Below are 26,527 nucleotides of genomic sequence, written 5' to 3' on the forward strand. Positions count from 1 at the left end.
CGCCCCACCTCGCCGCCAGGTTGCCCGTGCCTGCAGGGGATGCCTCTCTCCAGCACGGCGGTGCGGCGGCCTGGCCCCGCAGACGTCAGCCATCCAACAGGAAGGGTAGTTGATGCAGTTCAAAGCACCACGCAGTCTCCGGCATTCCCTGGCGCTGGCCGCCCTGCTCGCCAGCCAGCTCGGCTTCGGCACGACGACCGCACTGGCGGCGTCCGCAGCCTGCACCACGATCAATCAGATCGGGACCACCAGCAGCTACACCAATCGATGGCCGGCGACTGCGTTCGCCCCGGGCGAAAAGGTGACCGTCACATCGTCCGACAATGGCAGCCAGAACAACGGCGTGGACATCACCCGGTCCGACCTGGCCATGCTCAGTCGCTACGACTTCACCAACTACTGGCGCCACGAATCCTATCGAAGCCCCGCAGCGCTGGTCAGCAAAACCACGGACGACGGCTTCGTCGAGACGTACGGCCTCTATGTGATGGTCAAGGCCAGCACGGCGCTTGCACCGGTCACCCTCAGTTGCACCCCCGCCGTGGTCGCGCCGACCATTACGCTTTCGCCCACGACGATCCGCGATGGCGCCTACAAGCTGGGCTACCACCAGACCCTGACCGCCTCGGGCGGCACCGCACCCTACCTCTGGTCCAACAGCGGCACGCTGCCCAACGGAGTGGACCTGGCTGCTTCGGGCGAGCTGTCCGGCACCCCGACCCAGACCGGGTCATTCGCGTTCACTGCAACCGCCACCGATGCCAACGGCGTCAGTGCGGCGGGCAACTACACGCTGGTCGTGAATGCCGTCATCCCGGCTGTACCGAGCAGCGTCCAGGCCACCGCCGGCAACGCACAGGCGGAGGTCAGCTTCACTCCCGGGGACAGCGGCGGTGCACCGGTCACCTATACCGTGACCTCCCTGCCGGGCGGCCTCACCGCGACGGGGACCGGTTCGCCGTTGACCGTCAGCGGGCTGACCAACGGCACCACCTACGCGTTTCTGGTGACGGCCAACAATGGGGTCGGCGCCGCAACGAGCGCGGCCAGCAACAGCGTCACACCGGCAACCGCCCAGGTGATCACCTTCAATCCCCCTGGCGCGCACAACTACGGGACCGCCCCCACGTTGACGGCGACCAGTTCCTCGGGCCTGCCGGTGTCGTTCGCCTCGGTCAGCGGCGCGGTGTGTTCGATCACGTCCGCCGGCACCCTCAGTTTCCACCAGGCCGGCACCTGTGCAATCCAGGCGAGCCAACCGGGCAATGCCGCCTACCTGCCCGCCGCCTCGATCCAGCAGTCGTTCACCGTCCGGCCCGTCGCACCGGATGCACCGCTGATCGGCACTGCCAGTGCCAGCAGTGGAGCGGCCTCGATCAGCTTCACCGCACCCGCCAACACCGGCGGCATCGCCCTCGGCAGCTACACCGTCACCGCCGCGCCGGGCGGACGCAGCGCAACCGGCGCCACCTCACCGATCAGCGTCACCGGACTGGACAAGGGCACCGCATATACGTTCACCGTGACCGCTACCCAGTCGGCCGGTACCAGTGCGCCGTCGGCCGCGTCCAACACCGTCACGCCGATCGGCGAGCAGACGATCACCTTCGGGCCGCCCGGCCACCGCGATTTCGGCACCACCTCGCCCCTGGTCGCGACCGCATCGTCCGGCCTGGCGGTAACACTCAGCTCCACCACGCCGCAGGTATGCACGGTGAGCGGCACGTCCCTGAGTGCGATCGCACCGGGCACCTGTTCGATCGTCGCCAGCCAGCCCGGCAACCCGGCCTTCAGCGCCGCCGTGCCGGTCACGCAGTCCTTCGCCATCGTGGTTCCTGGCGGTGCGGTGACGATCACGCCGCCCGTGCTGGAGCACGCAACGGCCGGCAGTCCGTACGTGGCGACACTCGGCGCCTCCGGTGGTGCGGCGCCCTACGTCTGGACGACCAGCGGCCTGCCGACCGGCCTGTCCCTGAGCCCGGCCGGGGTCATCAGCGGTACGGCCACCAGCGTCGGCAGTTTCGCGCTTGCCCTCGGCGTGCGCGACGCCGCCGGCCAGAGCGCCACCACGCACGCCACGCTGGTCGTCGGCGAGCCCGCACCGCAGGGCATCGCCGATACCGCCAGTACCGGCGCCAATGCCGCTGTTTCGATCGCCGTGACCGACAACGATATCGGCCCGATCAGCAGCATCGCGCTGGCCCAGGCCCCGGCGCACGGCAGCGCCGTGGTGTCCGGGCTGCGTGTGGTCTATACCCCTGCCACGGATTACTTCGGCCAGGACGGCCTGACTTACATCGCAACCGGTCCCGGCGGCAGCTCGCAGCCGACGGCCGTGAGCATCAGCATCCAGGCCGGTGCCGTGCCGGTGCCTGTCGCCGACACCCGCAGCGAAACCCTGCTGGCCGGTCGCCGCGTGCGCATCAATGCCGCCGAAGGTGCCGGCAATGGGCCGTTCACTGCGGTGACCATCGTGACGGCGCCGACCAGCGGGACGCTGGAGGTCAACGGTACCGACCTGGTCTACACCGCCGACCCGCAGGCCTCGGGCGAGGTGAGCTTCGTCTATACGATCAGCAATGCCTTCGGGCCGTCCGCGCCGGTCCGCGTCGCCCTGCAGGTCAACCCGACCCCGGTGGCCGTGGCCATCACGGAAACGACCGTGGCCGGCACCACCAGCACCGTCGATCTGACCGCCGCCGCTTCCGGTGGGCCGTTCACTGCGGCCACGGTCGTGTCGGTACGGCCGGCGTCCGCAGGCACCGCCGCGATCACCCGCGCGGCGAGCGGCTACCTGCTGGTCTTCGTGGCCGCCGAGCAGTACGCCGGTACCGCGCAGGTGGATTACACCCTGGCCAATGCCTACACCACCTCGCCGGCCAGTACGGTCAGCTTCGTCGTGCAGGGCCGAACCGACCCGTCGAAGGACGCCGAGGTCATCGGACTGCTGAGCGCGCAGGCCGATGCCACCCGGCGCATGGCCAGCGGCCAGATCAGCAATGTCCAACGGCGCCTGGAACAGTTGCGCAGCGGCCAGCCGAGTGCCGGCTTCACCAACGGCATCCGTTTGAGTGCCGCCCACGCGTCCCGCCCCGCCGATGCGATGGGCGACGATGCGCTGCGTGCTGCAGACGCAGCCCTGCCCGACGCGGCAGCGATGCCGGCGGCGGCACCGGACGCCGGGCCGTCCAGCAGCACCGCGATCTGGACCGGCGGCGCGATCAACCTCGGCAAGGCCGGCACCGGCCACGGCGACACCAGCACCGACTTCACCACCTCCGGCCTGAGCATCGGTGCCGACACGTGGGTGGCCGACGGTGTGGTCATCGGCACCGGTGCGGGCTATGGCCACGATGCGACCGACGTCGGCAACGCCGGCAGCCGCAGCAAGGTAGACAGCTACAGTGCTGCCGTCTATGCCAGCTATCAGCCGACCGATGCCCTGTTTGCCGACCTGTGGCTGGGCTACCAGTGGCTGTCGCTGGAGACGATCCGCCATGTCACCGGTACCGACCGACGCGTTTCCGGCAGCCGCGAGGGTACGCAGTGGTTCGGTGCCCTTTCGGTGGGCTATCAGTTGCGCAGCGATGCGCTGCAGCTGACGCCCTATGGCCGCATCGAATGGGCCCGCGCCGGTCTGGACGATTACACCGAACAGGGCGATGCGATCCACGCGCTGTCCTACCAGCGCCAGAGCGTGGCCAGCAGTACGGCCAGCGCCGGCCTGCTCACCCAGTTCACCGTCAAGCGCGGTTACGGCGTGTGGACCCCGCTGCTGCGCGCCGAGTATGGCCGCGATCTGGAAGGAGCAAGCGAGGCCTTCATGCTCTACGCCGACCTGGCCAACGGGACGACCTACCGGGCCACGTTGCAGCAGCGCGCCCGCCATCATGCCCTGCTCGGCGGCGGTCTGAACCTGCAGACCCTGGCCGGCTGGAGGCTGAGCGCCGAGTACCAACTGCAACTGGATTCGGACACCCGCGACAACCAGACCCTGCGGTTCGGCCTGGAGAAGAGCTTCGATCCTTGATCGCGGAGGGTCCGTGCAGGGCAACCGGCCCTGCACGGACCCAACGTCGCCCGGGTTCGTCCAGACGCGCGCCCATTGCACGCCAATGCACCGGCCGCCACCGGATGTGCCATGCTCGCCCCGTTGCAACCCACCTGGAGAGCGTCACCATGGCCAAAGGCCTGAACCAACAGAAAGAGCAGAAGAAGAAGCCTGCCAAGACCGCCAAGGAAAAAAAGGCGGAAAAGAACGAAAAGAAGACCACCCGCGGTTTCGCGCCGGTCTGACCGTCGGGCTACCCGCTGATGGCGCGGGCATCATGGGAGTGCGGCCACACTACGGTGTCCCGCAGCTCCTCCCTTCCGCCAACCGCAGCCGCTGGGCATCGGTCGCCGGGGGCAAGCCGAACAGCCGTGCGTAGTCCCGGCTGAACTGCGAAGGGCTTTCATAGCCCACGTGGAATCCGGCATCGGCCGCATCCAGGCCATCACTGACCATCAGACGCCGCGCCTCCTGCATCCGCAGCTGCGTCCTGAAATCCAGCGGGCTCATCGCCGTGACCGCCTTGAAGTGCGCATGCAAGCTGGACCGGCTCATGCCGGCAATGCCGGCGATCTCATCGATCCGGCAGGCGCTCCGGAAATGCGCCCGGATCCAGAGGATCGCACGGGCAATCTGTCCGTGTCGGCTGTCATTGCGGGTCATCGCCTGCAGTGCGCCGCCATCGGGACCGCTCAGCAGCCGGTAGAGGATCTCGCGCAATGCGAGTGGGCCCAGCGCACCGGCGTCGTCCGGTGAATCCAGCAGGGAGACCAGGCGCGTGGTGGCATCCAACAGCCCGGGCGTCATCGCGTTGAGCGACAGCCCGGCGGCAGCACGGTGCTCTGCGGCGGGCCTCGGGTACTGCAGCGCGAGCTCGCCGAGCACCGTGGCGTCCAGATCGATCTGGAGGCTCAGGTAGGGTTGCGCTGCAGTGGCCTCGATCACCGATCCCATCACCGGCAGCCCCACCGACGCCAGCAGATAGCAGGTGGGATCGTAGTAATAGACGCTCGTGCCGAGCATGGCGCGCTTGCGCCCCTGGGCCACGAAGCAGACGGTCGGCTCGTAGATCACGGACATCGGCAGCGTGGGCGTGCTGCATCGGATCAGCTTCACCCCCGGCAGCCCACATGCGAAGGTGCCGTCGCCTGGTGCATGCCGGGCGATGGCATCACGGAACAGGTGCAACGAGGGCATGCCATGATCTCCTGGGTCGCGCACGGACGGTGCCTCATCATCCGTCGCGCTCGGACGATCGTGTAAGCATCGCGGAGGACGCTGCTACCGGCTGCAGCCGCCGCGGCCGAACACTGGGGACTCCGCAGGCAACGCCTGTCCACCCCGGAGAACGACCGCATGACCTCGCCCACCCCGCTTGATCACTATCGCCTGCTTGGCCGGTCCGGCCTCCGCGTTTCACCCCTGTCGCTGGGCACGATGACCTTCGGCGCCGACTGGGGCTGGGGCGCGGACGACGCCGAAGCCCGGCGCATCTTCGATGCGTATGTCGACCGCGGCGGCAATTTCATCGATACCTCGGTCAACTACACCAATGGCGCCGCGGAGCGCATCCTCGGCCGCTTCGCCAAGGCGCAGCGCGACCGCCTGGTGCTGGCCACCAAGTTCACGATGGCGCGCGATCCCACCAACATCAATTCCGGCGGCAACCACCGCTACAACCTGGTGCGCTCGGTCGAAGCCAGCCTGCGCCAGCTCGATACCGACCGCATCGACCTGCTGTATGTGCACGCATGGGACTTCACTACCCGTCCGGACGAAGTGATGCGTGGGCTGGATGATCTCGTCCGCGCAGGCAAGGTGCAGTACCTGGGCATCTGCAACACGCCGGCCTGGCGCGTCGCCGAACTGCAGACCCTGGCCGACCTGCGCAGCTGGTCGCCGTTGATCGCACTGCAGATCGAGTACAGCCTGGTCGAGCGCACCGTGGAGCACGAACTGCTGCCGATGGCCCAGGCCATGGGCCTGGGCGTGCTGCCCTGGTCGCCGCTCGGCGGCGGCATCCTGACCGGCAAGTACACCCGCGCCGATCTCTCCGACGAAAATGATGCCGACGTGGCCAGCAGTCGCAAAGGCGTGATCGCCTCGATCGGCCATCTCAACGAACGCTCGCTGGCGATCGCCGCAGTGGTCGGAGACGTGGCCGAGGAGCTGGGCGTGACGCGCTCGCAGGTCGCCATCGCCTGGACGCTGGCCAATCCGGCCGTGGTCTCACCGATCATCGGTGCCCGCACCGTCGCGCAGGCCGAAGACAACCTCGGCGCGCTGGAGATCGTCCTCAGCGACACCCATCTGGGCCGGCTGGATGAGGCCAGCGCACCGGTACCGATCTTCCCTGCGCGCTTCATCCAGCGGCCGATGGCGCAGCAGCTGATCTTCGGCACCGCCACGCTCGATGGGCGGAGGTGAGCCGATGAGCCTTCTTTCTCTACGCTGGGTGTTGTCCCTCGCCATCGGTGCGGTATCGATCGTCCCTGCGCCGGACGGTCGCAGCGCTGCGGCCGCCGAGACCACGGTGCAATCCACTGCGCACAACAAACAGGTGGTTACCGATGCGTTCAATCGCTGGGCGGCCGGCGGCTCGGATTTCTTCAACGACGTGCTCGCGCCCGAGGTCGTATGGACGATCGCCGGCTCCAGCCCCACCGCAGGCACCTACCGCGGACGCGAAGCGTTCCTCGCCCGCGCCGTCCGTCCCTTCGCCGGACGCCTGCAGACGCCGGTGCGGCCATCCGCCACCCAGATCTGGGCGGACGGCGAGCATGTGATCATCCACTGGAGCGGCGACGCGGTGGCCCGGGACGGCAAGCCGTATCACAACGACTACGTCTGGATCTTCCGCATGCACGATGACAAAGCAGTGGAGGTGCATGCCTTCCTCGACCTGGTGCCTTACGAGGATGTGCTCCGCCGGATCCCCGGCAAGGCGGCGCCATGATCCCTCCACGCCTGTCCCGGCACGTCGATCACCCGCGCTGGCACCCGGTACTCATGCGTCAGGCATTGACGTCGACCACCGTGCGGCCCTGCACCCGCCCCTGCAGCACCCGGCCGGCCAGCGCCGGCACCTCGGCCAGGCCGATCATCTGCGTGGTGCGGGCCAGCTTGCCCAGATCCAGATCGGCAGCCAGCCGCGTCCAGGCCTGCTCGCGCGCGGCATATGGTGCGTTGACCGAATCGATGCCGGCCAGGGTCACGTTGCGCAGGATGAAGGGCAGGACGGAGCCGGGCAGATCCGCGCCCTGGGCCAACCCGAACGCGGCCACCACCCCGCGATAGCGGGTCTGCGCCAGCACGTTGGCCAGCGTATGGCTGCCTACCGCGTCGATCGCACCCGCCCAGCGTTCCTTGGCGATCGGCGCACCGGGCTCGGAGAGGGTGGCGCGGTCAAGGATCTCGGCGGCACCCAGTTCCTTGAGGTAGGCCGACTCCTCCAGCCGGCCCGTCGACGCGACCACCCGGTAGCCGAGCGTGGACAGCAGCGCGATCGCGATGGAGCCGGCACCGCCATTGGCACCGGTCACCAGGATGTCCCCCTGGTCCGGGGATACACCGCCATGTTCCAGCGCCAGCACCGACAGCATCGCGGTGTAGCCGGCGGTACCAATCGCCATCGCGTCGCGGCTGGAGAAGGCGTCGGGGATCTTCACCAGCCACTCGCCCGGCACGCGCGCCTTCTGCGCATAGCCGCCATGGTGGGTCTGGCTCAAGCCCCAGCCATTGACCAGGACCCGGTCGCCCGGCGCAAAGCCCGGGTGGGTGGAGGTTTCAACCACACCGGCCAGATCGATGCCGGGGATCAGCGGAAAGGTGCGGATCACCGGCGAACGACCACTCAGCGCGAGGGCGTCCTTGTAATTCACCGTGGAATATTCGACCGCGACGGTGACGTCGCCGGGCATCAGGTCCTGCTCGGTCAGCGGGACGACAGCGGCCGTGATGGCATCGCCGGTCTTGGTCGCAAGGAGGGCGTTGAAGGACATGGAATCTCCGGTTGCTGTGCATGAGGGACAGTGCAGACCTGACCAGTGTGCGCACCTGGCCGTACCGTCGCGTTAAACGGCTGCGCTCACTCCCCCAGTACGGTCGCGATCGACACCGCCAGCAGCGCCCGCACCGTATCGGCGTCCAGGTCCGGATCACGCACTGCGCGCATCGCCAGCCCCTCCACCAACAGGCGCATCAACAATGTGCGTCGCTCCACGTCAGCGTCCGCCGGCGTGCGCCCACGCCCGATGTCATGTTGACGCAGCCAGCCGGCGATCGCCGCGCTGGTCTGCCGGTCGTGCCGTCTCAACACCTCGGCCACGACCGGGTCGCGGTGCGCTTCTGCGGTGATCTCCGCATAGAGCGCAACGTTGGCGATGGCATTGCCACGGGTTTCCAGGGTCTCGCCGCGCGCCCACAACTGGTAGCAGCGCAACAGTCCTTCGACCAGATCGGCCGCCGGCGGCATGTGGCCGATGGCGTCCTGGTCGTGCGCAAGCTGCCGCTCGATCAGCGCCAGCACTAGGGCCCGCTTGTTGTCGAAATAGCGGTACATCAGCCCTTGGCTGATCTCCGCCTCCGCAGCAATGTCGCTGATCGAGCCGGCATGGAACCCGCGGGCGATGAAGCAACGCTGCGCGGCGTCCAGGATGCGCTGCCGCTGGGCCTCCGCGCGGGTCGCGGCGGGATCGTCGGAGAGAGGGCCGGAAGGGGGATTAAGCGTCATTGCTCGTCGTAGATGGCATCCAGTTGAGCCGTGATGGTACGTCAATCGGCCACTGAATGAACGGTCATTCATCTGTCATTTTGCGCGGACAGACTGCGCCGGCCCCCTCCTTTCGTGAACGACTCCGATGCGCCACGCCCAGCTGCACCGTCAACTGCTCGCCCTTGCCATCGCCACCACCCTGCCCGGTCTCGCCCACGCCACGGATGCGGACACCGCCGCGCCTGCCGAGAGCGCTGCCCGCGATGTGGTCGCCCTGGACCAGGTCGTCGTCACCGCCCAGAAGCGCGCGACCAACCTGCAGGACACCCCCATCTCGGTGTCCGTGGTCGATGCCGAAGCATTGAAGGACCGCAGCGCGATCTCGATCGGCAGCCTGTCGGACGGCTCGATTCCCTCGCTGCGGGTCACCCCGTTCGCCACCCGCAGCTCGGCGCTGAACATCGGCATCCGCGGCATCGGCGCCTCCGGCGACGCCAACCAGCCCGCGCGCGACGCCGGCGTCGGCGTATATGTCGATGGGGTGTTCATGGGGCGCGCGCAGGGCTTGGGCAGCATGCTGTACGACGTGGAGCGCATCGAAGTGTTGAAGGGCCCGCAGGGCACCCTGTTCGGCCGCAACACCGAAGGCGGCGCGATCAGCATCGTCACCAGGCAGCCCACCGGCGAGTTCGGCGGCAGCGTCAGTGCCGGCGTCTCCAACTACAGCGGCTACACCACCGGCCTGCATCTGGATCTGCCGAAGCTGGGCGATGTGAGCTTCAAGATCGATGCGGTGCAGGCCAAGCGTGGCGGCACCACCGACAACCCGATGCGCGGCGAACGCGACTTCAACAGTTACGACAAGCGCGGCGCCCGCTTCAGCGCCCTGTGGCAGCCCAGCGACGACTTCTCGGCGCTGTATGCCTTCGACCGTTCCTACGATGCCACCACGCCGTACCACACCCAGGTGCTGGTCCCGGGCCCATACCTCAGCCCGCTGCAGAAGGCCGGTGCCAGTACGGACCGGCGGGATTCCTCCATCCTCGGCGGCCCGCAGGAAGACAACATCGGGCGCACCAGCGGCCACCTGCTCAACCTCGGCTGGACCCTCAGCGAACACCTGGAACTGAAGTCGATCAGTTCCTACCGCGAGCTCACCCAGGGCCAGTTCGACATGGGCCTGGTCGATGCGATCTCCGCCTACGGTGGCCCGAATACGCCGTTCGGCCGCTACAGCCTGGCCCAGGTGTACCAGCATCAGTACAGCCAGGAATTCCAGCTGATCGGCACCACCTCGCAGGTGCAGTTCCTCGCCGGCGCCTTCTACTATCACGAAACCGCCGGCGACAACGCGCAGACCCCCAACATGCTGCTGTGGGGCCCGGGCGGCAACAGCTATACGCTCAACCCGGCGACCAACCCGTTGAACCTGGGCAACGTGCGCATCGACCGCGCCAGCAAGGCCTGGACGGACAGCCTGGGCATCTTCGGCCAGGCCACCTGGACACCGGCTTCGCTTGAGCGCCTGCACCTGACTGCCGGCGGCCGCTACACGCGCGATGACAAGAAGGGCAGCCTGTACATCGTCAACGGGGTGGCGACCGACCTTGCCTTCGACGATGCGTGGGGACGCTTCGACCCGATGGTGAACATCGCCTACGACGTGGGCGACAACGCGATGGTTTATGCCAAGTACAGCACCGGCTTCAAGGCCGGTGGCGCCAACTCGCGCTCCACCACGTATACCGCCTTCGCCCCGGAAGAAGTGACCGCGATCGAGCTCGGCTTCAAGTCGCAGTTCTGGGACAACCGCGCACGCCTGAACCTGGCCCTGTTCGATTCGAAGATCGAACACAAGCAGATGGATTTCTCGCTGCCGTTCGACCCCAACAGCGGCGAAACCCGCACCACCATGGTCACCACCAACGCATTGAGCAACGGGACCTCGCGCGGTGCGGAGCTCGAATTCAACGTGATGCCGGTGGACAACCTGACCGTGGGCCTGAACTACGCCTACACCCGCATCGATGCACAGAGCGCGGTCGATCCGTTCGGCGCCGGTGTCCAAGTCACGGTGCAGCCGCTGCTGGCGCCGAAGAACGCCGGCAGCGTGTCGCTGGATTACCTGGTGCCGTTCGCCAACTTCTCCGCGCTCAAGTTCCATCTGGATGGCAACTGGTCCGACGGTTACTACACCAGCGAGTACGACCAGATGCTCACCGACAGCTCCTTCATCGTGAACGCCCGCGTGGCCCTGGTCGACGTCCCCCTCAACAGCACCGGCTCGACCATGGCCGTCTCGCTGTGGGCGCGCAACCTGCTGGACGAAGAACACCTGTTCTACAAGCTCAACAACGCCTCACTTGGCCAGAGCGGCATCTTCAATGACCCGCGCACCTATGGCCTGGACGTCACCGTCAACTTCTGATCGCCCTGGAGATCCCGATGAACCTTCGACGCACCCACCTTGCCCTTGCCGTTGCCCTCAGCCTGCCGATGCTCACTGGCGCCGGCATCGCCCTTGCCCGCGCGCCCGTCGCCGACACCGCGGCCGCCGCGCCTGCGGCCGCGCGTACCACCAACGTGCAGCCGGTCGCCGCCGATGCACAACGCCTGATTCCGCTGCAGGGCGCATGGAACACGCGCACGTTTGCCGGCCTGCAGGGCAGCCACGGGCCGATCCCGGCCAGTGCGTTCGTGCGTACCTCGGACCTGGGCCGCCTGACCGCCGCCGACCGCGACGCACTGGCCGCCGCCGGCGTCACGCTGGATATCGACCTGCGCACCGCCGATGAGCAGGCGCAGTCGCCGGACCTGCTGGCCACCGATGCCCGCTTCGCGTATCAGCGCACCTCGCTGATGGGCACCGAGACGATGGATCTGCAGAAGATGATGACCACCTTCCCGGACTCGCTGGGCGCGGCCTACGTGCAGTGGCTGGATCACAGCCAGCCACAGTTCAAGCAGGTCTTCCAGCGCATCGCGGCAGAGCGCGACGGCACGGTGTTGTTCCACTGCACCGCAGGCAAGGACCGCACCGGCATCATCGCCGGGCTGCTGCTCGATCTGGCCGGCGTCCCGCGCGCGGACATCGTGCACAACTACGCGATCTCAGCCCATTACCTGGAAGGGCAGCCCAAGGACAGTGCGATGAACGCGCAGATCATGGAACTGATCAAGCAGAACCCCGAGATCGGCAGGAAGATGGCCGGCATGGCCGGCACCGCGCCGGAGAACATGGAGATGTTCCTGGCCGCCCTGCATCAGCAGTACGGTGGCGCGGAGGGTTATTTGAAGTCGATCGGCGTCAGTGAAGCGGAGATCGATCAGCTGAAGCTGCGGTTGGGTCAGGCGGGCTGATCCGACCACCGCCTCGCGTGCAGGCTGCGGACGCCCTGCACGCGAGGCGGTGCACTCGGGACATCCCTTTACCGCTGTTCCGCCATCACGCGTTGCATCCACTCCGCGTAATGACTCATCCGCACATTGCATGTCACCTGCCCATAGCGCCCGGGCCTGGCCGTCAGCACATTGCCCTGGACCACTTTCCACGCACCCTGCCCGGCCAGCAGCCATTGGCCATCGCGCTCGATGAGCACGGGGCCGCCGCTGTCACCATTGCCCAGCACGCCCTCGAGTGGCAGCGCTTCGGGGGGCTCGTCGAAAACATAGCAGAGCCAGCGGTCGTAGGCGCTGGTGATCCGGTTGAATGCACGGCGAAGTTCGGTGCGGTTGGGGCCACGGGGAGAGTGCCCGGTGGCGCCGGTACCCGTCGCGCCCTTGCCCAGGATCTTTGCGACCTGACCGGCCTCGTCGCTGCCGCTGTAAAGCACGACAGGCGCAACGTCGGTGACGGGCGCCTTCAACTTGATGAGGGCAACATCATCGCCCGAAGCCAGGAACACCACGATCAGCATCGCCTCGCCACTGGCCATGGCCTGGTCGATCAACGTCTGCGGCAGCGTGCGATAGCCGGGGTGGGTGACGACGCGCTCCACGTCCCGGGCACTTCCATTGATCACCACCTGCTTGAGGTCGGCATGCATCGGCAGCGTATGCGCGGCGGTCACCACCCACTGCGGTGCGATCAGCGCGCCGTGGCCTTCGCCGGGCATGTCCACGAGGGCGGGAAATTCGGTGGCGGGAACGCGATACTGCGCATCATCCACGTCGTGCCGGATGACGATGGCATGGGCGGTCGAGGACGCGGCCAGGAGCAGCGTGAGTAACAGGAATCCTTTCACGTGAGATGCCTTGGGGGTCTGACAACGGGCGCCAAGCCACCAGGGCCTGGCTGAAACAGTCGGCTGCGCGGCTACGGCTCCCGCTCGCGGGCTTCCAACGCGCTGGCGAACTTTGCCATCAACCGCACCAGCTCCGATACCTCCTGCGCGGGCCACGCGGCGAAGATCTCACGACCGATCCGCTCACGTGCTGCGTCGAGCCGATCCGTCATCTCCTTGCCCTTCGGCGCGATGGTCGCCTCCCGGATACGGCGGTCCTGGGGATTGCCACGGCGTGTGACCAGCTCCATAGCGGCCAGCTTGGCCACCTGCCGGCTGATGGTCGTGTAATCACGGCCCAGCCGGTCGGCCAGCTCGACCACCCCGATCGGCCCTACCCGTTCGATCACCACCAGCAGCCGGAACAGGGCCTGGTCCAGGGTCACGCCTGCTTCCCGGATCAGCCGCTCATCGTTGCGCGGTCGGTTCATCACGCTGACGAGGCTGACCATGGAGAGGTGCAGCGACTTCAATGCGGCAGCATTATGTGTATCTTGCACCTTATTTTTCACCGGCATAGCATCCCCTCCAAGTAAGTGCATATTACACACACCTGGAGCGGACTGATGGGCGACACCCTTGATGTAGTGATCTGTGGCGCCGGCGCCGCCGGACTGACCCTGGCCATCGAACTGGCCCGCCGGGGCGTCACCTTCCGGCTGATCGAGCAGCACGAGCAGCCCTTTCACGGGTCGCGTGGCAAGGGCATCCAGCCGCGCAGCCAGGAAATCTTCGAGGACATGGGCATCGTCGATCAGCTGTTCGCCGCCGGCGGCCTCTATCCAGTCTCGCGGTCGCACCAGGCCGATGGCACCTGCACGGACGCCGCGGTCATCGAGGCCGCCCCGGCAACACCGGCCGAACCCTATCGGCGGCCGCTGATGGTGCCGCAGTTCCTGACCGAGGCCGTGATGCGCGATCGCCTCGCCGAGCTGGGCCACCGGGTCGAGTTCGGACACAGGCTGATCGGCTTCGAACAGGACGCCAGCGGCGCAAGCGTCCGTCTTGCCACGCCAACGGGCGAGCAGACCATCCGCACGCGCTACCTGATCGGCGCGGACGGCGGCCGGAGTTTCGTACGTCAGGCACTGGATATCGGCTTCCCCGGCAAGACCCTGGGCGTGCGTGCAGTGGTGGCCGACATCGTGCTGCACGGGCTGCCACGCGATGCCTGGCACACCTTCAATGAAGACGACCCGGAGCAGCGGATCTCACTGTGCCCGCTGATGGGAACCGCGCTGTTCCAGCTGCAGGCCCCCGTGCCGCTCGAGGGCGACGTGGACCTTTCCGTCGACGGCCTGGCCGCCCTGGTGCGCGAGCGGACCGGTCGGCATGACCTCGCGGTTCTGGACGTCAGCTGGGCGTCGGTTTACCAGATGGGCGCGCGGCTCGCCGATCGCTATCGCAGCGGTCGCACGTTCCTCATCGGCGATGCCGCCCACACGCATCCGCCCACTGGCGGCCAGGGCCTGAACACCAGCGCCCAGGATGCCTACAACCTCGGATGGAAACTCGCGTCCGTGCTGCAGGGCGCGCCGGACCGTCTGCTCGACACCTACGAGCAGGAGCGCCGCCCGATCGCGGCCGCGATGCTAGGGCTTGCCACGACGCTGCTCGACCGCGCCCAACGGGGTGACAACCGGCGCGGGCGCAACGTACAACAGCTCGACCTCGCGTACCGCGACTCGGCGCTCACGCTGCCGGGCGGGGCGCGTCATGCACGCATTGCACCCGGGAGCCGCGCTCCCGACGCTGCGCTGCACGGCGCGGCTGGACAGCCGGTGCGTCTGTTCGAGGTGCTCCGAGGGACACACTGGACGCTGCTGGGGTACGCGGCAGATCGCGCAACGGCACCGTCGAGAAAGGGAATGCGCGTGCACGTCATCGGTCCGGCCGGGGATCTACGTGATCCGCAGGGGCACTTCGCCGACGCTTACGGAGTGGACGCCGGCACGTGGCTGCTGGTCCGACCGGATGGCTACGTTGCCGCGGTCGTCGATGCGCCACACATGGCAACGCTGGAGGCGCATCTCGAGCGCCATGCGCGGTGAAGCGGCACGCAGATCACTTGCCGGCGGGACCTGCGTGGACGCCCTCGTCACCCTGCGCCGCCGCGCGACTCTTCGCGAACGCCGGGAAGGTCTCCGCTATCGACGCCTTGTCCGGCAGGACGTAGAACACCCCGCCCTTCTCGAACGTGGTCTGGATCACCTGCTCGTAGAATCCTGGCGAGACATTGATGCAGCCATGGGTGACACGGTTGTCGTCAGGTGTGGGCGATGCAAGACGTTCAACGCGCCTTTCGGCCGGGACGCCCGTCGCGGTCGGGTGGATGGAGACGGCAGACTCGTAGTCCACCCACAGGACCCGCCCGGCGTCGATGGACGGGCCGAAACCGCCCACGAAGCGACCCGCAGGCGTCGTCCGATCGCGACCCGGGATCTCACGAAGCGCAAGGCCGGCAATGCCAGGGGCCGTATGGTCGCCGGTCGCCGAACCGAACAGGCCGGAGGCCGCGCCGCGAAGCCGGCCGTCGCCATCGAAGACCAGGACCTGCGCGGCCGCCTTGTCCATGATCGCGAACGGATAACCCTGGCTGTCCTTGGTGGCGACAATCCAGCCCGCGAGCTCGATCACGGTGTTGGACACTTCCTGGCCCTGGGGAAGTTCATCGACGGCGGCGGTCGGTGGTACGACTGCGTCATCGGCATGGGCCACGCCGACACTCGCGAATGCCAGCGCTACGGTCAGCGCTCCGCGAAGGGCCAGGACGGCAGGTGATGAATGCGTACGGATGGGACACTTCCTTGCAATGAAGATTGCACGATCAACGGAAACCAGTGGCCTGTACAGGCCACCGGCCCCGATTCAAACGTTCCGCACCAACGGTGCGGGAGCGATCAACCGCGCGGCTTGCGGCGGGGCGCCTGCTCCAGCTGCTGGACGCGACCTTCGATCTGATCCAGACGCTGATTGGCCTGTTGCGCGGACTGGTTGGCCGACTCGGCACTCTGGGCAGCGCCCTGCACCTTCACGTCGAGTTGGTCGAGGCGGGAGTTGATCGTTGCGAACTCGTCCTTATAGGTAGCGCAGGCGCTCAGGCCTACCGTCGCGATCAGCGCCACCGTCAGTGTCCGCGCCGTCGTCAGTTGCTGTTTTGTCAGGAACATTGCACTGCCTCCTTCGTATGGGGTGTTCGGACGATAGCGGCCTCATCGCCAGAGCCATGACCGGGGTTCAGTTGAAGCCGGAAGACGTAGAGGGAACGTGAAGAAACTGAATGCTTCCGATCCGGGTTGGCGGTTGCGCTGCAGGTGGATCGCAACGTATCCGCGCGCGCTCGACATCGTCGGCATGGACGTGCGCTCCTGCCTGATCCGATATGTCACTCACCCTGCTCTCCATCACATCCAATGCTGAAAGGGCGATCGCAACTCGCTAGCCGGACGATGACCAACCACCCCCCAACGCCAGGAAAAGATCCACCTGCCGGTCGATGACCTGCGCCTGCGAGGACGCCAGTGCGGACTCGGCATCTGCCAATGCCGCTTCGGCCGACAGCACATCGATGAAGCCCACCCTGCCGAACCGGTACAGTTGCCCGGCCTGTGCACTGGCAAGGGCCGCGTCGTCACGCGCCCGCGCCAGACTGGCCTGGCGATCGAGCGCCTGCGAATAGGTGGACAGCGCGGCGTCTGTCTGCCGCAGCGCCTGCACCACGGCACCATCGAAGGACGCCAACGCTGCTTCCGCACTGGCACTGGCCGCAGCGATCCGTGCCTTCACTGCCCGCCGGTTCGGCCAACGCCATGACAGCAGCGGCCCGACGCTGCTGCCGAAGCTCTCGCCGGAGAGCAGGTGCCGGGGCGCATTCGCGATGCCGGCCGTGGCGCCGAGGCTGACCTGCGGATACAGCTCGGCGGTCTGCACGCCGATGGTTGCCGTCGCTGCGGCCAGGCTGCGCTCTGCCGCACGGATGTCCGGACGTCGTTGGATCAGCTGCCACCCGCTGCCCACCGGGATGGGCCGATCCAGCCGCGGGGGGCGCGCGCAGGTGGCCACTTCCTGCGGGTAGTTGGCCGGCACCCGCCCCATCAATGCGCCCAGTTCGGCCACGGCACGCTGCCGGTCGGCGATCAACTGCGGAACGGCCGCCGCACTCCGGTTGACCGCGGCACGGGCCCGGGTCACGTCGAAGTCCGTGCCGCGCCCACCGGCGGCCAGCCGGCGGGTCGCCTCCAGCGTGTCACGCTGGGTCCCCAGCACGCGCTGCGTGGCCGCCAGCGTCTGATTGGCCGAGCAGGCGCCGACGTAGGCGCGGGTGACCGCTGCCGCGACCGTCACCCTTACGTGGTCACGGGCCGCTGCGATGGCCTCGGCATCAGCGCTGGCCGCTTCGATGCCGCGGCGGATGCCGCCGGCCAGATCCAAGGGATACGAAAGATTGATCCCGAGCGCATAGGCTTGCGGCAGCGAGGACGAGGGCAGCGTGTACCCGCCCACATGCGCGAGCTTGCCTGACGCGGCAGTGTCGGTGCGCACCATGCCTTGTGCCTGCTGTTCCTGCACCACTGCGGAGGCACGCCGGAGGTTGGCATCGGCCGCCCGCAGATCGGTGTTGGCCTGCAACGCTTCGGCAACATAGGCGTCCAGGTGCGGGTCCTGGTACAGCCGCCACCACTGGTCCGGCGGCTCGGCCTGGCTGTAGGCCGACTCGCCGCCTGCGACGAGCCGCCCCTGGGCATCGGGCGCGATCGCCATGGCAGTGGCCGGAACACGGTAGTCCGGACCGGACACGCAGCCGGACAACCACAGCATCGCGCTGATCGCACCGAGACGCGGAAGCTGCGCCCTCATTTGCAGCCCCCCCGCGCAGTCGGGGTGATGGTGACGCTGGCGGTCCTGCCGATGATCAGGCGGGTCTCGGGAGGAACGTCGTCGAGCCGGATGCGCACGGGGATGCGCTGTGCCAGCCGCACCCACGCATACGTCGGCGCCACCGCGGGCAGCAGGTTGTGCGTGTTCGATCGCTGGTCATCGGCGATGCCGGCGGCAATGCTCTCGACATGACCACGCACGTCGCGGGTATCGCCCATCAGGCGGGCCGTCGCGCGATCGCCTTCGGTGATGCAGGTGAGCTTGGTTTCCTCGAAGTAGCCCTCGATCCGCAGGCTGCGGGTATCGATCAGCGCCAGGGCCTGGGTACCCGGCGGCAGGAAGTCGCCCGGGTGCAGGTCCAGATTGGTCACGATGCCATCGGCGGTGGCGCGCACCTCGGTCCGCTGGACATTCAGCAGCGCTACCCGTCGCTCCGCCTGCGCTTCGGCCAGGCCCGCCACTTCGGTGTCGACCTTGGCGACGTTCTGCTCCCGTGTCTCGGAGGCGACCAGATTGCCCAGGGCGGTGTCCCGCGCGGATTCCCGGCGTGCCAGGGTAAGCGTGGCCTGTGCGCTGCGCACCCGTGCGTCGGCTGTTTCCAGCGCGGCGGCGAAGCGCGGCTGGTCCAGCACCAGCAGCAACTGCCCTGCCCTGACCCGCTGGTTGTCGCGCACCAGCACCTGGGTGACCAGCCCGCCCTGGTCGGACGCGACCCGGACCACATCGGCGCGGACGCGGCCATCGCGCGTCCAGGGATGTCGTTCGTACCGGTTCCACAGCGACAGCACCGCGATCACGGCGAGGGCAAGCAGGCAGAGCGTGGTGCTCCAACGGCCAAGGACGACAAGCATGTGCTTCATTTCATTTCTCAAGCAGGGGCACGAGCTGGATCAACCGCTCGGCCAGGATGACGAACAGGGACAGGCCGACGAGCGGGCGGTAGGCAAACACCCGGTACAGGCCCAGGCGCGCCAGCAGCCGCGACACCAGCAACGACAGCACCAGCGCAGCAACCGCTACGGCCATCAGGCCGGGAATGAAGACGCCATCAACGGCAAGGTCGGGCAACATCGCATCAGTCTCCGTGTGCGATCAGGGATGCCAGCAGGTCGCGGCGAAGGGCGGCGAGCAGCAACAGCAGGCGCCTGTGTTCGGGACCATCGCCGGCCAGCACCGTGGCGCGGGCGCGATCAAGGTGGTCCAGCAGGGGCCTCTGCGACGAAGGGCGGCTGAGCGAGTCGCGCTGAAGGTGATCGACCACCGCGTCGATCAGCTCCGCGAGACAGCGGCCGATGCCCGGCACACTCGATCGCGTACCGATCCCGCGCAGTTCGGCAACGACAGCGGCCGCTCGCAGGCCGGCGAAGCCCGCGCGCAGACGCTGGGCGGCGTCGGCCTGTCCGCGCAGGCGCGGGGCCAACAGACCCAGCCGGTCCAGCATGCGGCTCGTCCACCCGGCAATGTCACTGACGCGACCGCGCATGCGCCGCGCAACGTCGTGGCGGAGCGCCGCCTGCAGCCTGCCGCGGCCGTGATTGGCATCCAGGGTCTGGAACAGCAGCATGCTGCACAGCGCGGCGCCGACGCCGACGAGCAGCGCCACGCTGCTGTTGACGGCGCCCACGAAATCCCATGCGTTGGTAGCGCCCAGGCCTGCAACGAGCGGGAACGTGAGCACCACGCCCAATGCAGCCATGGTGAACGCTGGACGCGCCAGAACGGAGCCGCTGAGCAGCAGGGCCGGTGCCAGTGCGACGGCCAGCCCGACGAAGCCGGACATCCCCGGAAGAATCATCAGCCCGTAGCCAAGACCGACCACCACGCCGATGGCCGATCCGGCCAGATACCGCATCACATGACCCGCCGGCGCCTCGGTGGTGCCAAACAGCACGCAGGCGGTGCCGATGATGGAGACGGCCGTGGCGCCGTCCGACCAGGCCGTCGCGATCCACAGCCCGCAACTCAGCACGATGCCGATGAAGGCACCGACAGCGCTGCGCAGGGCCAGCCCACGGTCCCGGTGCAGGACATGTCCACGCGCCTGGCCCGCGAGACGGGCCGGCACGCGCCGGCGCCAGTCCGGATCGTCGTGACCCAGTTGCTGCTCCAGCAGGCGACAGTCGCGATGCGCGGCATCCAGTTCGGCAAGGTCCGCGGCGAGGTTGACCGACAGCAACGCCGGCCAGCGGTCATCGCCGACCTCGCCGACCACGTCCGCCGTGTCGAGTGCCGGGGCCGCACCTGCAGGACACCCGCCTGCTGGTGCACGCAGCGCGGCCATCGCGTCCTCCACGCCACTGGACAGCACCAGCACGTCGAGCATGCGGTCATGCAGTGCCCGCAGTATCTCTGCCTGTATGACGCCGTGGGCGCTGTCGAACGGGAGATGGACGGACAGGGTGTGCAGCTCAAGCAGGTCCATCGCTGCCTTGGCGCGGTCTTCGGCCAGCACGGCCTCGGCAGCGCCAGCGCGCATGTCGCCGGTCCAACGCTCGGCATCGGCCAGAATGCCGGCCACACGGGCCTGCACGCGGCGGGACACCGGCCGCGGCAGCACCAGCGCGTGCACCAGCGTGGCGGCAAGAATGCCGATGGAAATTTCCTGCACCCGCATGACGGCCACGCTGAAGACCGCATCGGGCTGCATCACACTGGGAAACCCGATCAGGCTGGTTGTATACCCTGCAAGCAGGAAGGCGTAGGCACGCGGTGTGCGGTCCAGCATGGCCAGATACAGGCACAGCCCCATCCAGGCAGCCAGCACGACGCTGAGCACCAAGGGTGCATTGGCGAACCGGGGGACCAGCAGCACCGTGGCCACCCCGCCGCCGATGGTCCCCAGCAACCGGAACAGGCCGCGGCTGAGCGTCGCGCCGGACATCGGTTGCGAGACGAGATAAACGGTCCCGATCACCCAGAACGGACGGGTCAAGCCGATCCACAAGGACACGTACAGCCCAAGGAGCGCGGCGACCAGGCATTTCAGCGAAAACAGTGCGGCTTCCTGGTCGACCCGGACGGCGGGCGATGCCAGCAGCGCGAGGGATCGCGCGACCACCGAGCGGCGAATGGGAGGGGGCGGCAGATGCATGGCGCACATCCTAGGCAGCGACCGCGGTGATCGAATATCGCTACAATGCCAATCATTCGCTAAATCCGGTCACGAGAATGTGTCCCGTTTCCATTGCCGGCTTCGACATCGACCCGGACGTGACGGATCGGCCTGCCGTCGCCAAGCGCCTGCAGGTGGCCGAGCACGCGGCGGAGATTCCGGTCCACGACCATCGCAAGGGCCAGCTGATCCTGGCGCTGCATGGGGCAGTCACCTGTGAGGTAGAGCACGCGCTGTGGATAGTCCCGCCTCAGTGCGGGGTATGGATTCCCGGTGGCATGCCGCACAGCAACCGTGCCACGGCGAACGCGCGGCTCTGTTATCTGTTCGTGGAGCCCGGCGACGTGGATCTGCCGCAGCATTGCGTCACGCTGACGATCTCACCGATGGTGCGCGAGATGATCCTGCACCTGGCCGACGCGCCGTTCGACTACCCGCACGATGGACCGACCGACCGCCTCGCGCGGGTGCTGCTGGAAGAGCTGGTGCAGATGCCGAGGGAACGGCTGTACCTGCCGGTGAGCCAGCATCCGAAAATCCGGGCTCTGGCCGCCGCGCTTTCGGCCCACCCCGAAGACCGCGGCACGATCACCGAATGGGCCAAGCGCCTTGCATTGGGCGAGCGCACGCTGACACGGCTCATCGCCAGCGAGACCGGCCTGTCGTTCGGCAGGTGGCGACAGCAGCTGCAGTTGTTGATCGCGGTCCGGGAACTCGCTGCAGGCGCCCCGGTCCAGCGGGTGTCCGAATGCCTGGGCTACGAGTCGGTCACGGCCTTCATCACCATGTTCAAGAAGGCCATGGGGCTTTCGCCCACCCGTTACTTCGCCGCACGCTCACGCAGCCACCCGCCGGGAAGCCAAGGCCCGGACACGCCGACCTAGCGCGCCGGGCACAGGCCACGCTGTCGGTATCAGCGCCAGCCGCGGTTATGGTTGCGGCGGTCCTGATTCCAGCGACGCTGGTCATGCCGGCGGTCGTAGCGGCTGCTCCGCTCGTAGCGGTGGCCATGGTCGTAGCGACGATCGCGATCGTAGCGATGGTTGCGGTTGTCACGACGGTCCTTGGTGGTCACGTTGCCGATCGCACCACCCGCCACGGCGCCACCGGCGGTCATCAGCGGGTCACCGTTGGACAATACGTGCCCGGCCACGCCGCCCACGACAGCACCGACCAGCGTGTTCTTGTCCTTGCGCGACATCGCATCGGCGTTGCCTGCGGCGGTCACGCCAGCGGTCAGCGCCAATGCCAGGGCCAGGCCACGGAAGCTGAAAACGGTCGAGGTGAGCATCGTTGGATCCTCCTGAGGAAACGGTGTTGAATCGAATCTGGTCGCCGAAGGTTGCCGGAACATTGCGTACCCACGGATGAACCAACCCCCTGTTCAGGTTTCGTGGGCAGGGCGTGTTACGCCATCGGCCGCTTCACGTACGCATTTGTTATGGTGCCCTCCGTCAGCCCCTCCTCCCTGGAATCCCATGCCCCGTACGCCTTCCACCGCCCCCTCCGCAGCAACGATGAATACCCGCCTGGCAGCGGCGGTCGCGCGGTCGGGACTGGACGAGCAGGCGCTGCTCAAGGCGGCGACCAAAGAGGCCTATGAGCGGGTGACTGTACTGCTGACCACCAGCTATGCCGATTTCAGCCCCGAGCAGCAGCGCCGGATCCGGGCGCTGCTGGACACCGCGCCTGCGGCCAGGCGCGAGAAGGCCCCCAAGGTCGCCAAGGCCCCGAAGGAAGATCTGCCGCCCCGTTTCTGGTTGCCGCACAGCGGCGCCACCTGGTCGGGCCGCGGGCGCGTGCCGAATGCTTTCCTGTCCTGGGAAGGCACGGTCGCGCATACCGAATGGAAGAAGACCCACCCCGATCAGCGCTTCCCGTCCTATCCAGGCTGAGGCCGCACGCATGCCCCAGACCGTCATTCCGCAACTGCGCATGACCGACGCCGCGATCAGCGTGCCGTTCTACCAGCGGCTCGGGTTCGCGATCGACTGGGAACATCGCTTCGCACCGGACATGCCGCTGTTCGTGCAGATCAGCCGTGAAGGCCAGCAGATGTTCCTCAGCGAACACACCGGCGACTGCGAGCCGGGAGGCGCCGTGTATTTTCATGTGCCTGACGTGGACGCATTGCATGCCGCGTTCGTTGCAGCCGGCGCGCCGGTCTTCCGACCGCCGGCAGATGTGCCATGGGGCGGGCGCGAAATGATGGTGATCGACCCGGACCACAACCGGCTGCGCTTCGCCACGCAGGGTGACTGATCGAAGCGACTATGATGGTCGCCATTGAACGAAGCAGTGGTTGCAGATGAGTCGCGGAATCAAGATGCGTAAGGCGGTGGGCACGCACGGCACCCTGCACCGGGTGGGCGACCTGCAGAAGCGTCATGACGCGCAACAGACCCTGCCGACGCTGCTGTGCGATGGGTGCAGCGTGCCGGTGAGATTCGTTCCCGAGCACAGCAGGCCCGGCGTGGATCGTGCCCCGCCCCTCCACCTCCCCGCCTACCTCGCCCTGACTAAAGGCACCGCGCATCTGCCCGGGTGTCGCTACAACGCGCCCTCCCATCTGCAGGCGCTGCTTGCCGCCGGAGCGGATCCCGAGTTCCTGCCGGCACTGGATGGTGGGAAGCACGAGCTTCGCCTGCTGATCCTCCAGCAGGCCCTGAAACGCGGCAGCGTGGGACCGACGCCGCTCCCGGCAGATGCAGCGCTCGACGGTTACCTGCGCACCCTCACCGACCTGCTTACGCTGCAGGCGATGTGCGAGGACGACACACTGCTGACCACGCAGCTGACCCTGCGCCTGGGCAAGAAGCGGGTGGATTGGACGAATTTCGTCTACCGGCAGGACCGCTACGACGAGGCATGGGAACGGCTTGGCTCCGCATCCAGCGAGCTGCCGATGGCGCTGCTCGGGGTCGTGCGGTCACATCGCACGCCGCAGCCCGGTGACCCCCATGGCGTCACCTTCCTCAACTGTGCCCCGAAGTATCAGCACACCGGGGTGACCGACCGCCGGGATTTCTACGAAGTCAGCGTCGGGCACGCCGATGCCGCATGGCTGAAGTCCTTCCCGGTGGGCGCGGAGATCGTCATGTTCGGACTGTGGCGCCAGGGCAGGAGCAGTACCGCCTCCCGGCCGCATCCGACCGATCCGCGCCGCACGATCACCAGCGTCACCCACAAGCTGGCATTACGGCCGGGCTTTATCCGGCAATTGACCGTGGTGGAGTGAGTCGCGCGGCTGGCATGGGGTTTCTCGTCATCGACCGCGCGCAACGATAACGACATCCTGCGTATGGAGATGTATCACTACATTTCAAATGCGAATGGTTCGTGATACTATTGTTAAGATTTCTTGAAACCCTACACGGACGTCCCCAGCCATCGCCAGCGGGCTCCCCTACCCAAGGAGTACCCTCGCGATGTTGCACCCCTCCCCCCGTTCCCGCCGTTCCGCCGCCACGCTGGCGGTCGCCATCGGTCTGGTGTTGACCGCCCAGGCGCACGCCGATGCCGCAGCGGACGCTTCTTCGGCCAAGCAGATGGATGCCGTGGTGGTCACCGCCACCGGTGCCCAGCAGTGGATCAAGGACGCCCCCGCCAGCATCAGCGTGATTACCCGCGAGGAGATCGAACGCAAGCCGGTCAGCAGCATCGGCCAGCTGTTGAGCACCGTTCCTGGCGTGACCGGTGGCTATGCGCTGTCCGGCGCGCAGTCCAAGATCCGCCTGCGCGGCCTGCCCGAGCAGTACACGCTGATCCTCATCGACGGCCGCCGCCAGGGCAATTCCTCCGGCGTGAACTACCGCGATGACCTCGGTCCGCAGGATCTGAACTGGCTCTCGCCGGACATGATCGAACGCATCGAGGTGGTCCGCGGGCCGATGTCCTCGCTGTACGGCTCGGATGCGATGGGCGGGGTGATCAACATCATCACCCGCAAGATCGCCGACGAATGGGGTGGCTCGGTCACCTACAACTACAGCAAGCCCGATTCCTCCACGCGCGGCAACACGCTGCAGATGGGTGGGCTGTTCAGTGGCCCGCTGACGCAGAACCTGGGCCTGCGCGTGGGTGCCAACGTGACCGATCGCGAATCGGACCGCGGCGAGTATCAGACGCCGGGCAACAAGGCCGAGAACGCCAACGTGCTGCTCAACTGGCGTGTCAACGATGACCACACCATCGGCCTGGAGGCCTCGCGCGGCGAGCAGCGCAACCGTGGCGCCGGTGATGTCGGCGCGTGGGGCCTGTCCAAGCTGGTGCAGACCGGCTACGCGATCAAGCATGACGGCCGCTACGGCGATGCCGCCACCTCCAGGACCACGCTGGTCCAGAACGATTACGAAGACAAGGGCAGCACCGTCGGCAACCACGCCAAGGAGACGGTGTTCGATACCGCGTTCACCCGCAGCTTCCATTGGGGCTTCGAGCAGAGCCTGAACGTGGGCGGCCAGTGGAAGCGCGAAGAACTGGAGAACAGCGACACCATCGGCACCGTGCCGGTGACCTGGACCGGCACCGGCCGGATCAGTCCGACCAGCCAAGCCGATTCCTGGGCGCTGTTCGCCGAAGACCACATCACCCTGCACGAGCGCTTCATCCTCACCGTGGGCCTGCGCTGGGACAACACCGACAACTACGACGACAACCTGAGCCCACGTGTCTACGGCGTCTGGCACCCGTCCGATGCCTGGACCATCCGCGGCGGCGTCTCGGAGGGCTTCCGCGCACCGACGCTGAAACAGGGCACGGCCGGCGCCGCGACCCAGTCCGGTGGCCGCGGTTGTACCGCCCTCACCGTGGAAGGCTGGACCAGCCGCTCGGTCAGCGCCGACGGCACCACCGGCTGCTACATGGCGGGCAATCCGAACCTGGAGCCGGAAACCAGCACCAACTACGAGATCGGCGTCGGCTTCGACAGGAATGGCTGGCTGGTCTCGGCCACTTACTTCCTGACCGACTTCGACGACAAGATCCAGCAGGTTCCGCTGCGCGACATTCCGGGGCAGACCAGCAGCTTCGTCAACGGCTTCTGGTGGACCGTGGCAGAGAATGTTGAAAAGGCGCGCACCCGGGGCGTGGAAGCCAGCGTCACCGTGCCGCTGCATGAGCGCCTGAGCTGGACCACCAACGCCACGCGCATGCTGGAGTCGAAGAACCGCACCACCGGCGCCAACCTGCTGGTCGTGCCCAAGCTCACCGCGAACACCTCGCTGGACTGGCAGGTCAACGATGACTGGTCGCTCAACCTGAGCGCGCAGCACATCGGGGAGCAGCTGGTGTCCACCTCCAGTTCGACCTTCGCCAAGGCCTACACCACCTGGGACCTGGTGGCCGGCTTCGACGTCAACGAAAGCCTGACCCTGCGTGCCGGCGTGCTCAACCTCGGCGATGTCTCCACCATCGAAGAAGGCAACGACTACGACGGCGGCGCACGTACGTTCTTCGTGGGTGCCACGGCGCGGTTCTGACCGCGCCGG

Annotated in this window: 23 protein-coding genes; 11 read left to right on the forward strand and 12 right to left on the reverse strand. The window is 67.4% G+C overall.

The window, feature by feature from the left end; genetic code table 11:
* Window positions 1-112 precede the first annotated feature (112 nt).
* Entirely contained in the window at window positions 113-4,030 is a 3,918-nt protein-coding gene (locus tag AC07WC_RS12420) for an autotransporter domain-containing protein (protein WP_495210268.1), read from the forward strand.
* Window positions 4,031-4,345: 315 nt separating this feature from the next.
* Here AC07WC_RS12420 and AC07WC_RS12425 read toward each other — a convergent pair whose 3' ends face one another.
* Window positions 4,346-5,248, reverse strand: a complete 903-nt coding sequence (locus tag AC07WC_RS12425; protein WP_495210269.1) for an AraC family transcriptional regulator — start codon at window positions 5,246-5,248, stop codon at window positions 4,346-4,348.
* Between the two features lie 159 nt (window positions 5,249-5,407).
* Between AC07WC_RS12425 and AC07WC_RS12430 the strand changes: the two genes are divergently transcribed.
* The gene (locus AC07WC_RS12430) at window positions 5,408-6,478 is read left to right on the forward strand and encodes an aldo/keto reductase (RefSeq protein ID WP_495210270.1); all 1,071 of its coding nucleotides are present in this window, start codon (window positions 5,408-5,410) and stop codon (window positions 6,476-6,478) included.
* Window positions 6,479-6,509: 31 nt separating this feature from the next.
* A complete protein-coding gene (locus AC07WC_RS12435; protein ID WP_495210271.1) occupies window positions 6,510-7,007 on the forward strand; it encodes a nuclear transport factor 2 family protein in 498 nt (165 codons plus the stop codon).
* A gap of 58 nt (window positions 7,008-7,065) precedes the next feature.
* Here the strand turns inward: AC07WC_RS12435 and acuI are convergent, their stop codons facing one another.
* Entirely contained in the window at window positions 7,066-8,052 is a 987-nt protein-coding gene (gene acuI / locus AC07WC_RS12440) for an acrylyl-CoA reductase (NADPH) (protein WP_495210272.1), read from the reverse strand.
* Window positions 8,053-8,138: 86 nt separating this feature from the next.
* Window positions 8,139-8,855 (reverse strand): TetR/AcrR family transcriptional regulator, encoded by a 717-nt coding sequence (locus AC07WC_RS12445; RefSeq protein ID WP_495210273.1) that lies wholly within the window; start codon window positions 8,853-8,855, stop codon window positions 8,139-8,141.
* Window positions 8,856-8,910: 55 nt separating this feature from the next.
* Here AC07WC_RS12445 and AC07WC_RS12450 point away from each other — a divergent pair, with 55 nt between their 5' ends.
* Both AC07WC_RS12450 and AC07WC_RS12455 read left to right on the forward strand, forming a co-directional pair.
* Window positions 8,911-11,193, forward strand: coding sequence for a TonB-dependent receptor (locus AC07WC_RS12450; protein WP_495210274.1), 2,283 nt, complete (start codon window positions 8,911-8,913; stop codon window positions 11,191-11,193).
* Between the two features lie 17 nt (window positions 11,194-11,210).
* A complete protein-coding gene (locus AC07WC_RS12455) occupies window positions 11,211-12,125 on the forward strand; it encodes a tyrosine-protein phosphatase (RefSeq protein ID WP_495210275.1) in 915 nt (304 codons plus the stop codon).
* Window positions 12,126-12,193: 68 nt separating this feature from the next.
* Here AC07WC_RS12455 and AC07WC_RS12460 read toward each other — a convergent pair whose 3' ends face one another.
* Together AC07WC_RS12460 and AC07WC_RS12465 are read right to left on the reverse strand one after the other, a co-directional pair.
* Window positions 12,194-13,009 carry a S1 family peptidase gene (locus AC07WC_RS12460; protein ID WP_495210276.1) on the reverse strand — a complete coding sequence of 272 codons (816 nt, stop codon included), beginning with the start codon at window positions 13,007-13,009 and terminating at the stop codon, window positions 12,194-12,196.
* A 71-nt stretch (window positions 13,010-13,080) separates the two neighbouring features.
* Window positions 13,081-13,566 (reverse strand): MarR family winged helix-turn-helix transcriptional regulator, encoded by a 486-nt coding sequence (locus tag AC07WC_RS12465; protein WP_495210277.1) that lies wholly within the window; start codon window positions 13,564-13,566, stop codon window positions 13,081-13,083.
* Between the two features lie 48 nt (window positions 13,567-13,614).
* On the opposite strand from AC07WC_RS12465, the gene AC07WC_RS12470 reads away from it, so the two are divergent.
* Window positions 13,615-15,099: an FAD-dependent oxidoreductase gene (locus tag AC07WC_RS12470; RefSeq protein ID WP_495210278.1), complete on the forward strand. Its 1,485-nt coding sequence runs from the start codon at window positions 13,615-13,617 to the stop codon at window positions 15,097-15,099.
* Between the two features lie 13 nt (window positions 15,100-15,112).
* On the opposite strand, the gene AC07WC_RS12475 is transcribed toward AC07WC_RS12470, so the two are convergent.
* The 6 genes from AC07WC_RS12475 to AC07WC_RS12500 all read right to left on the reverse strand — a co-directional run bounded on the left by AC07WC_RS12475 (window position 15,113) and on the right by AC07WC_RS12500 (window position 21,017).
* Window positions 15,113-15,766 carry a hypothetical protein gene (locus tag AC07WC_RS12475; RefSeq protein WP_495210279.1) on the reverse strand — a complete coding sequence of 218 codons (654 nt, stop codon included), beginning with the start codon at window positions 15,764-15,766 and terminating at the stop codon, window positions 15,113-15,115.
* Between the two features lie 182 nt (window positions 15,767-15,948).
* Complete coding sequence (locus tag AC07WC_RS12480; protein ID WP_495210280.1) at window positions 15,949-16,218, reverse strand: hypothetical protein; 270 nt, start codon at window positions 16,216-16,218, stop codon at window positions 15,949-15,951.
* 268 nt (window positions 16,219-16,486) lie between these two features.
* On the reverse strand, window positions 16,487-17,905 hold the full coding sequence (locus AC07WC_RS12485; protein WP_495210281.1) for an efflux transporter outer membrane subunit: 1,419 nt from the start codon (window positions 17,903-17,905) through the stop codon (window positions 16,487-16,489).
* A complete protein-coding gene (locus AC07WC_RS12490; RefSeq protein ID WP_495210282.1) occupies window positions 17,902-18,786 on the reverse strand; it encodes an HlyD family secretion protein in 885 nt (294 codons plus the stop codon). Before AC07WC_RS12490 ends, AC07WC_RS12485 begins: the two co-directional genes overlap by 4 nt.
* 1 nt (window position 18,787) lies before the next feature.
* Window positions 18,788-18,997: a DUF1656 domain-containing protein gene (locus tag AC07WC_RS12495; RefSeq protein ID WP_495210283.1), complete on the reverse strand. Its 210-nt coding sequence runs from the start codon at window positions 18,995-18,997 to the stop codon at window positions 18,788-18,790.
* 4 nt (window positions 18,998-19,001) lie between these two features.
* Window positions 19,002-21,017 (reverse strand): FUSC family protein, encoded by a 2,016-nt coding sequence (locus AC07WC_RS12500; protein ID WP_495210284.1) that lies wholly within the window; start codon window positions 21,015-21,017, stop codon window positions 19,002-19,004.
* 77 nt (window positions 21,018-21,094) lie between these two features.
* Between AC07WC_RS12500 and AC07WC_RS12505 the strand changes: the two genes are divergently transcribed.
* On the forward strand, window positions 21,095-21,922 hold the full coding sequence (locus AC07WC_RS12505; protein ID WP_495210361.1) for an AraC family transcriptional regulator: 828 nt from the start codon (window positions 21,095-21,097) through the stop codon (window positions 21,920-21,922).
* Window positions 21,923-21,951: 29 nt separating this feature from the next.
* Here the strand turns inward: AC07WC_RS12505 and AC07WC_RS12510 are convergent, their stop codons facing one another.
* A complete protein-coding gene (locus AC07WC_RS12510) occupies window positions 21,952-22,329 on the reverse strand; it encodes a glycine zipper 2TM domain-containing protein (protein ID WP_495210285.1) in 378 nt (125 codons plus the stop codon).
* A 226-nt stretch (window positions 22,330-22,555) separates the two neighbouring features.
* Here AC07WC_RS12510 and AC07WC_RS12515 point away from each other — a divergent pair, with 226 nt between their 5' ends.
* The 4 genes from AC07WC_RS12515 (at window position 22,556) to AC07WC_RS12530 (ending at window position 26,518) form a co-directional block, all read left to right on the forward strand.
* Entirely contained in the window at window positions 22,556-22,933 is a 378-nt protein-coding gene (locus AC07WC_RS12515; RefSeq protein WP_046272557.1) for an H-NS family nucleoid-associated regulatory protein, read from the forward strand.
* A gap of 10 nt (window positions 22,934-22,943) precedes the next feature.
* Entirely contained in the window at window positions 22,944-23,300 is a 357-nt protein-coding gene (locus AC07WC_RS12520) for a bleomycin resistance protein (RefSeq protein ID WP_088433407.1), read from the forward strand.
* Window positions 23,301-23,346: 46 nt separating this feature from the next.
* Entirely contained in the window at window positions 23,347-24,276 is a 930-nt protein-coding gene (locus AC07WC_RS12525) for a hypothetical protein (protein ID WP_495210286.1), read from the forward strand.
* Window positions 24,277-24,466: 190 nt separating this feature from the next.
* Window positions 24,467-26,518 carry a TonB-dependent receptor domain-containing protein gene (locus tag AC07WC_RS12530; protein ID WP_495210287.1) on the forward strand — a complete coding sequence of 684 codons (2,052 nt, stop codon included), beginning with the start codon at window positions 24,467-24,469 and terminating at the stop codon, window positions 26,516-26,518.
* Window positions 26,519-26,527: the final 9 nt, after the last annotated feature.

This window comes from Stenotrophomonas sp. GW821-FHT01H02A, assembly GCF_059422145.1.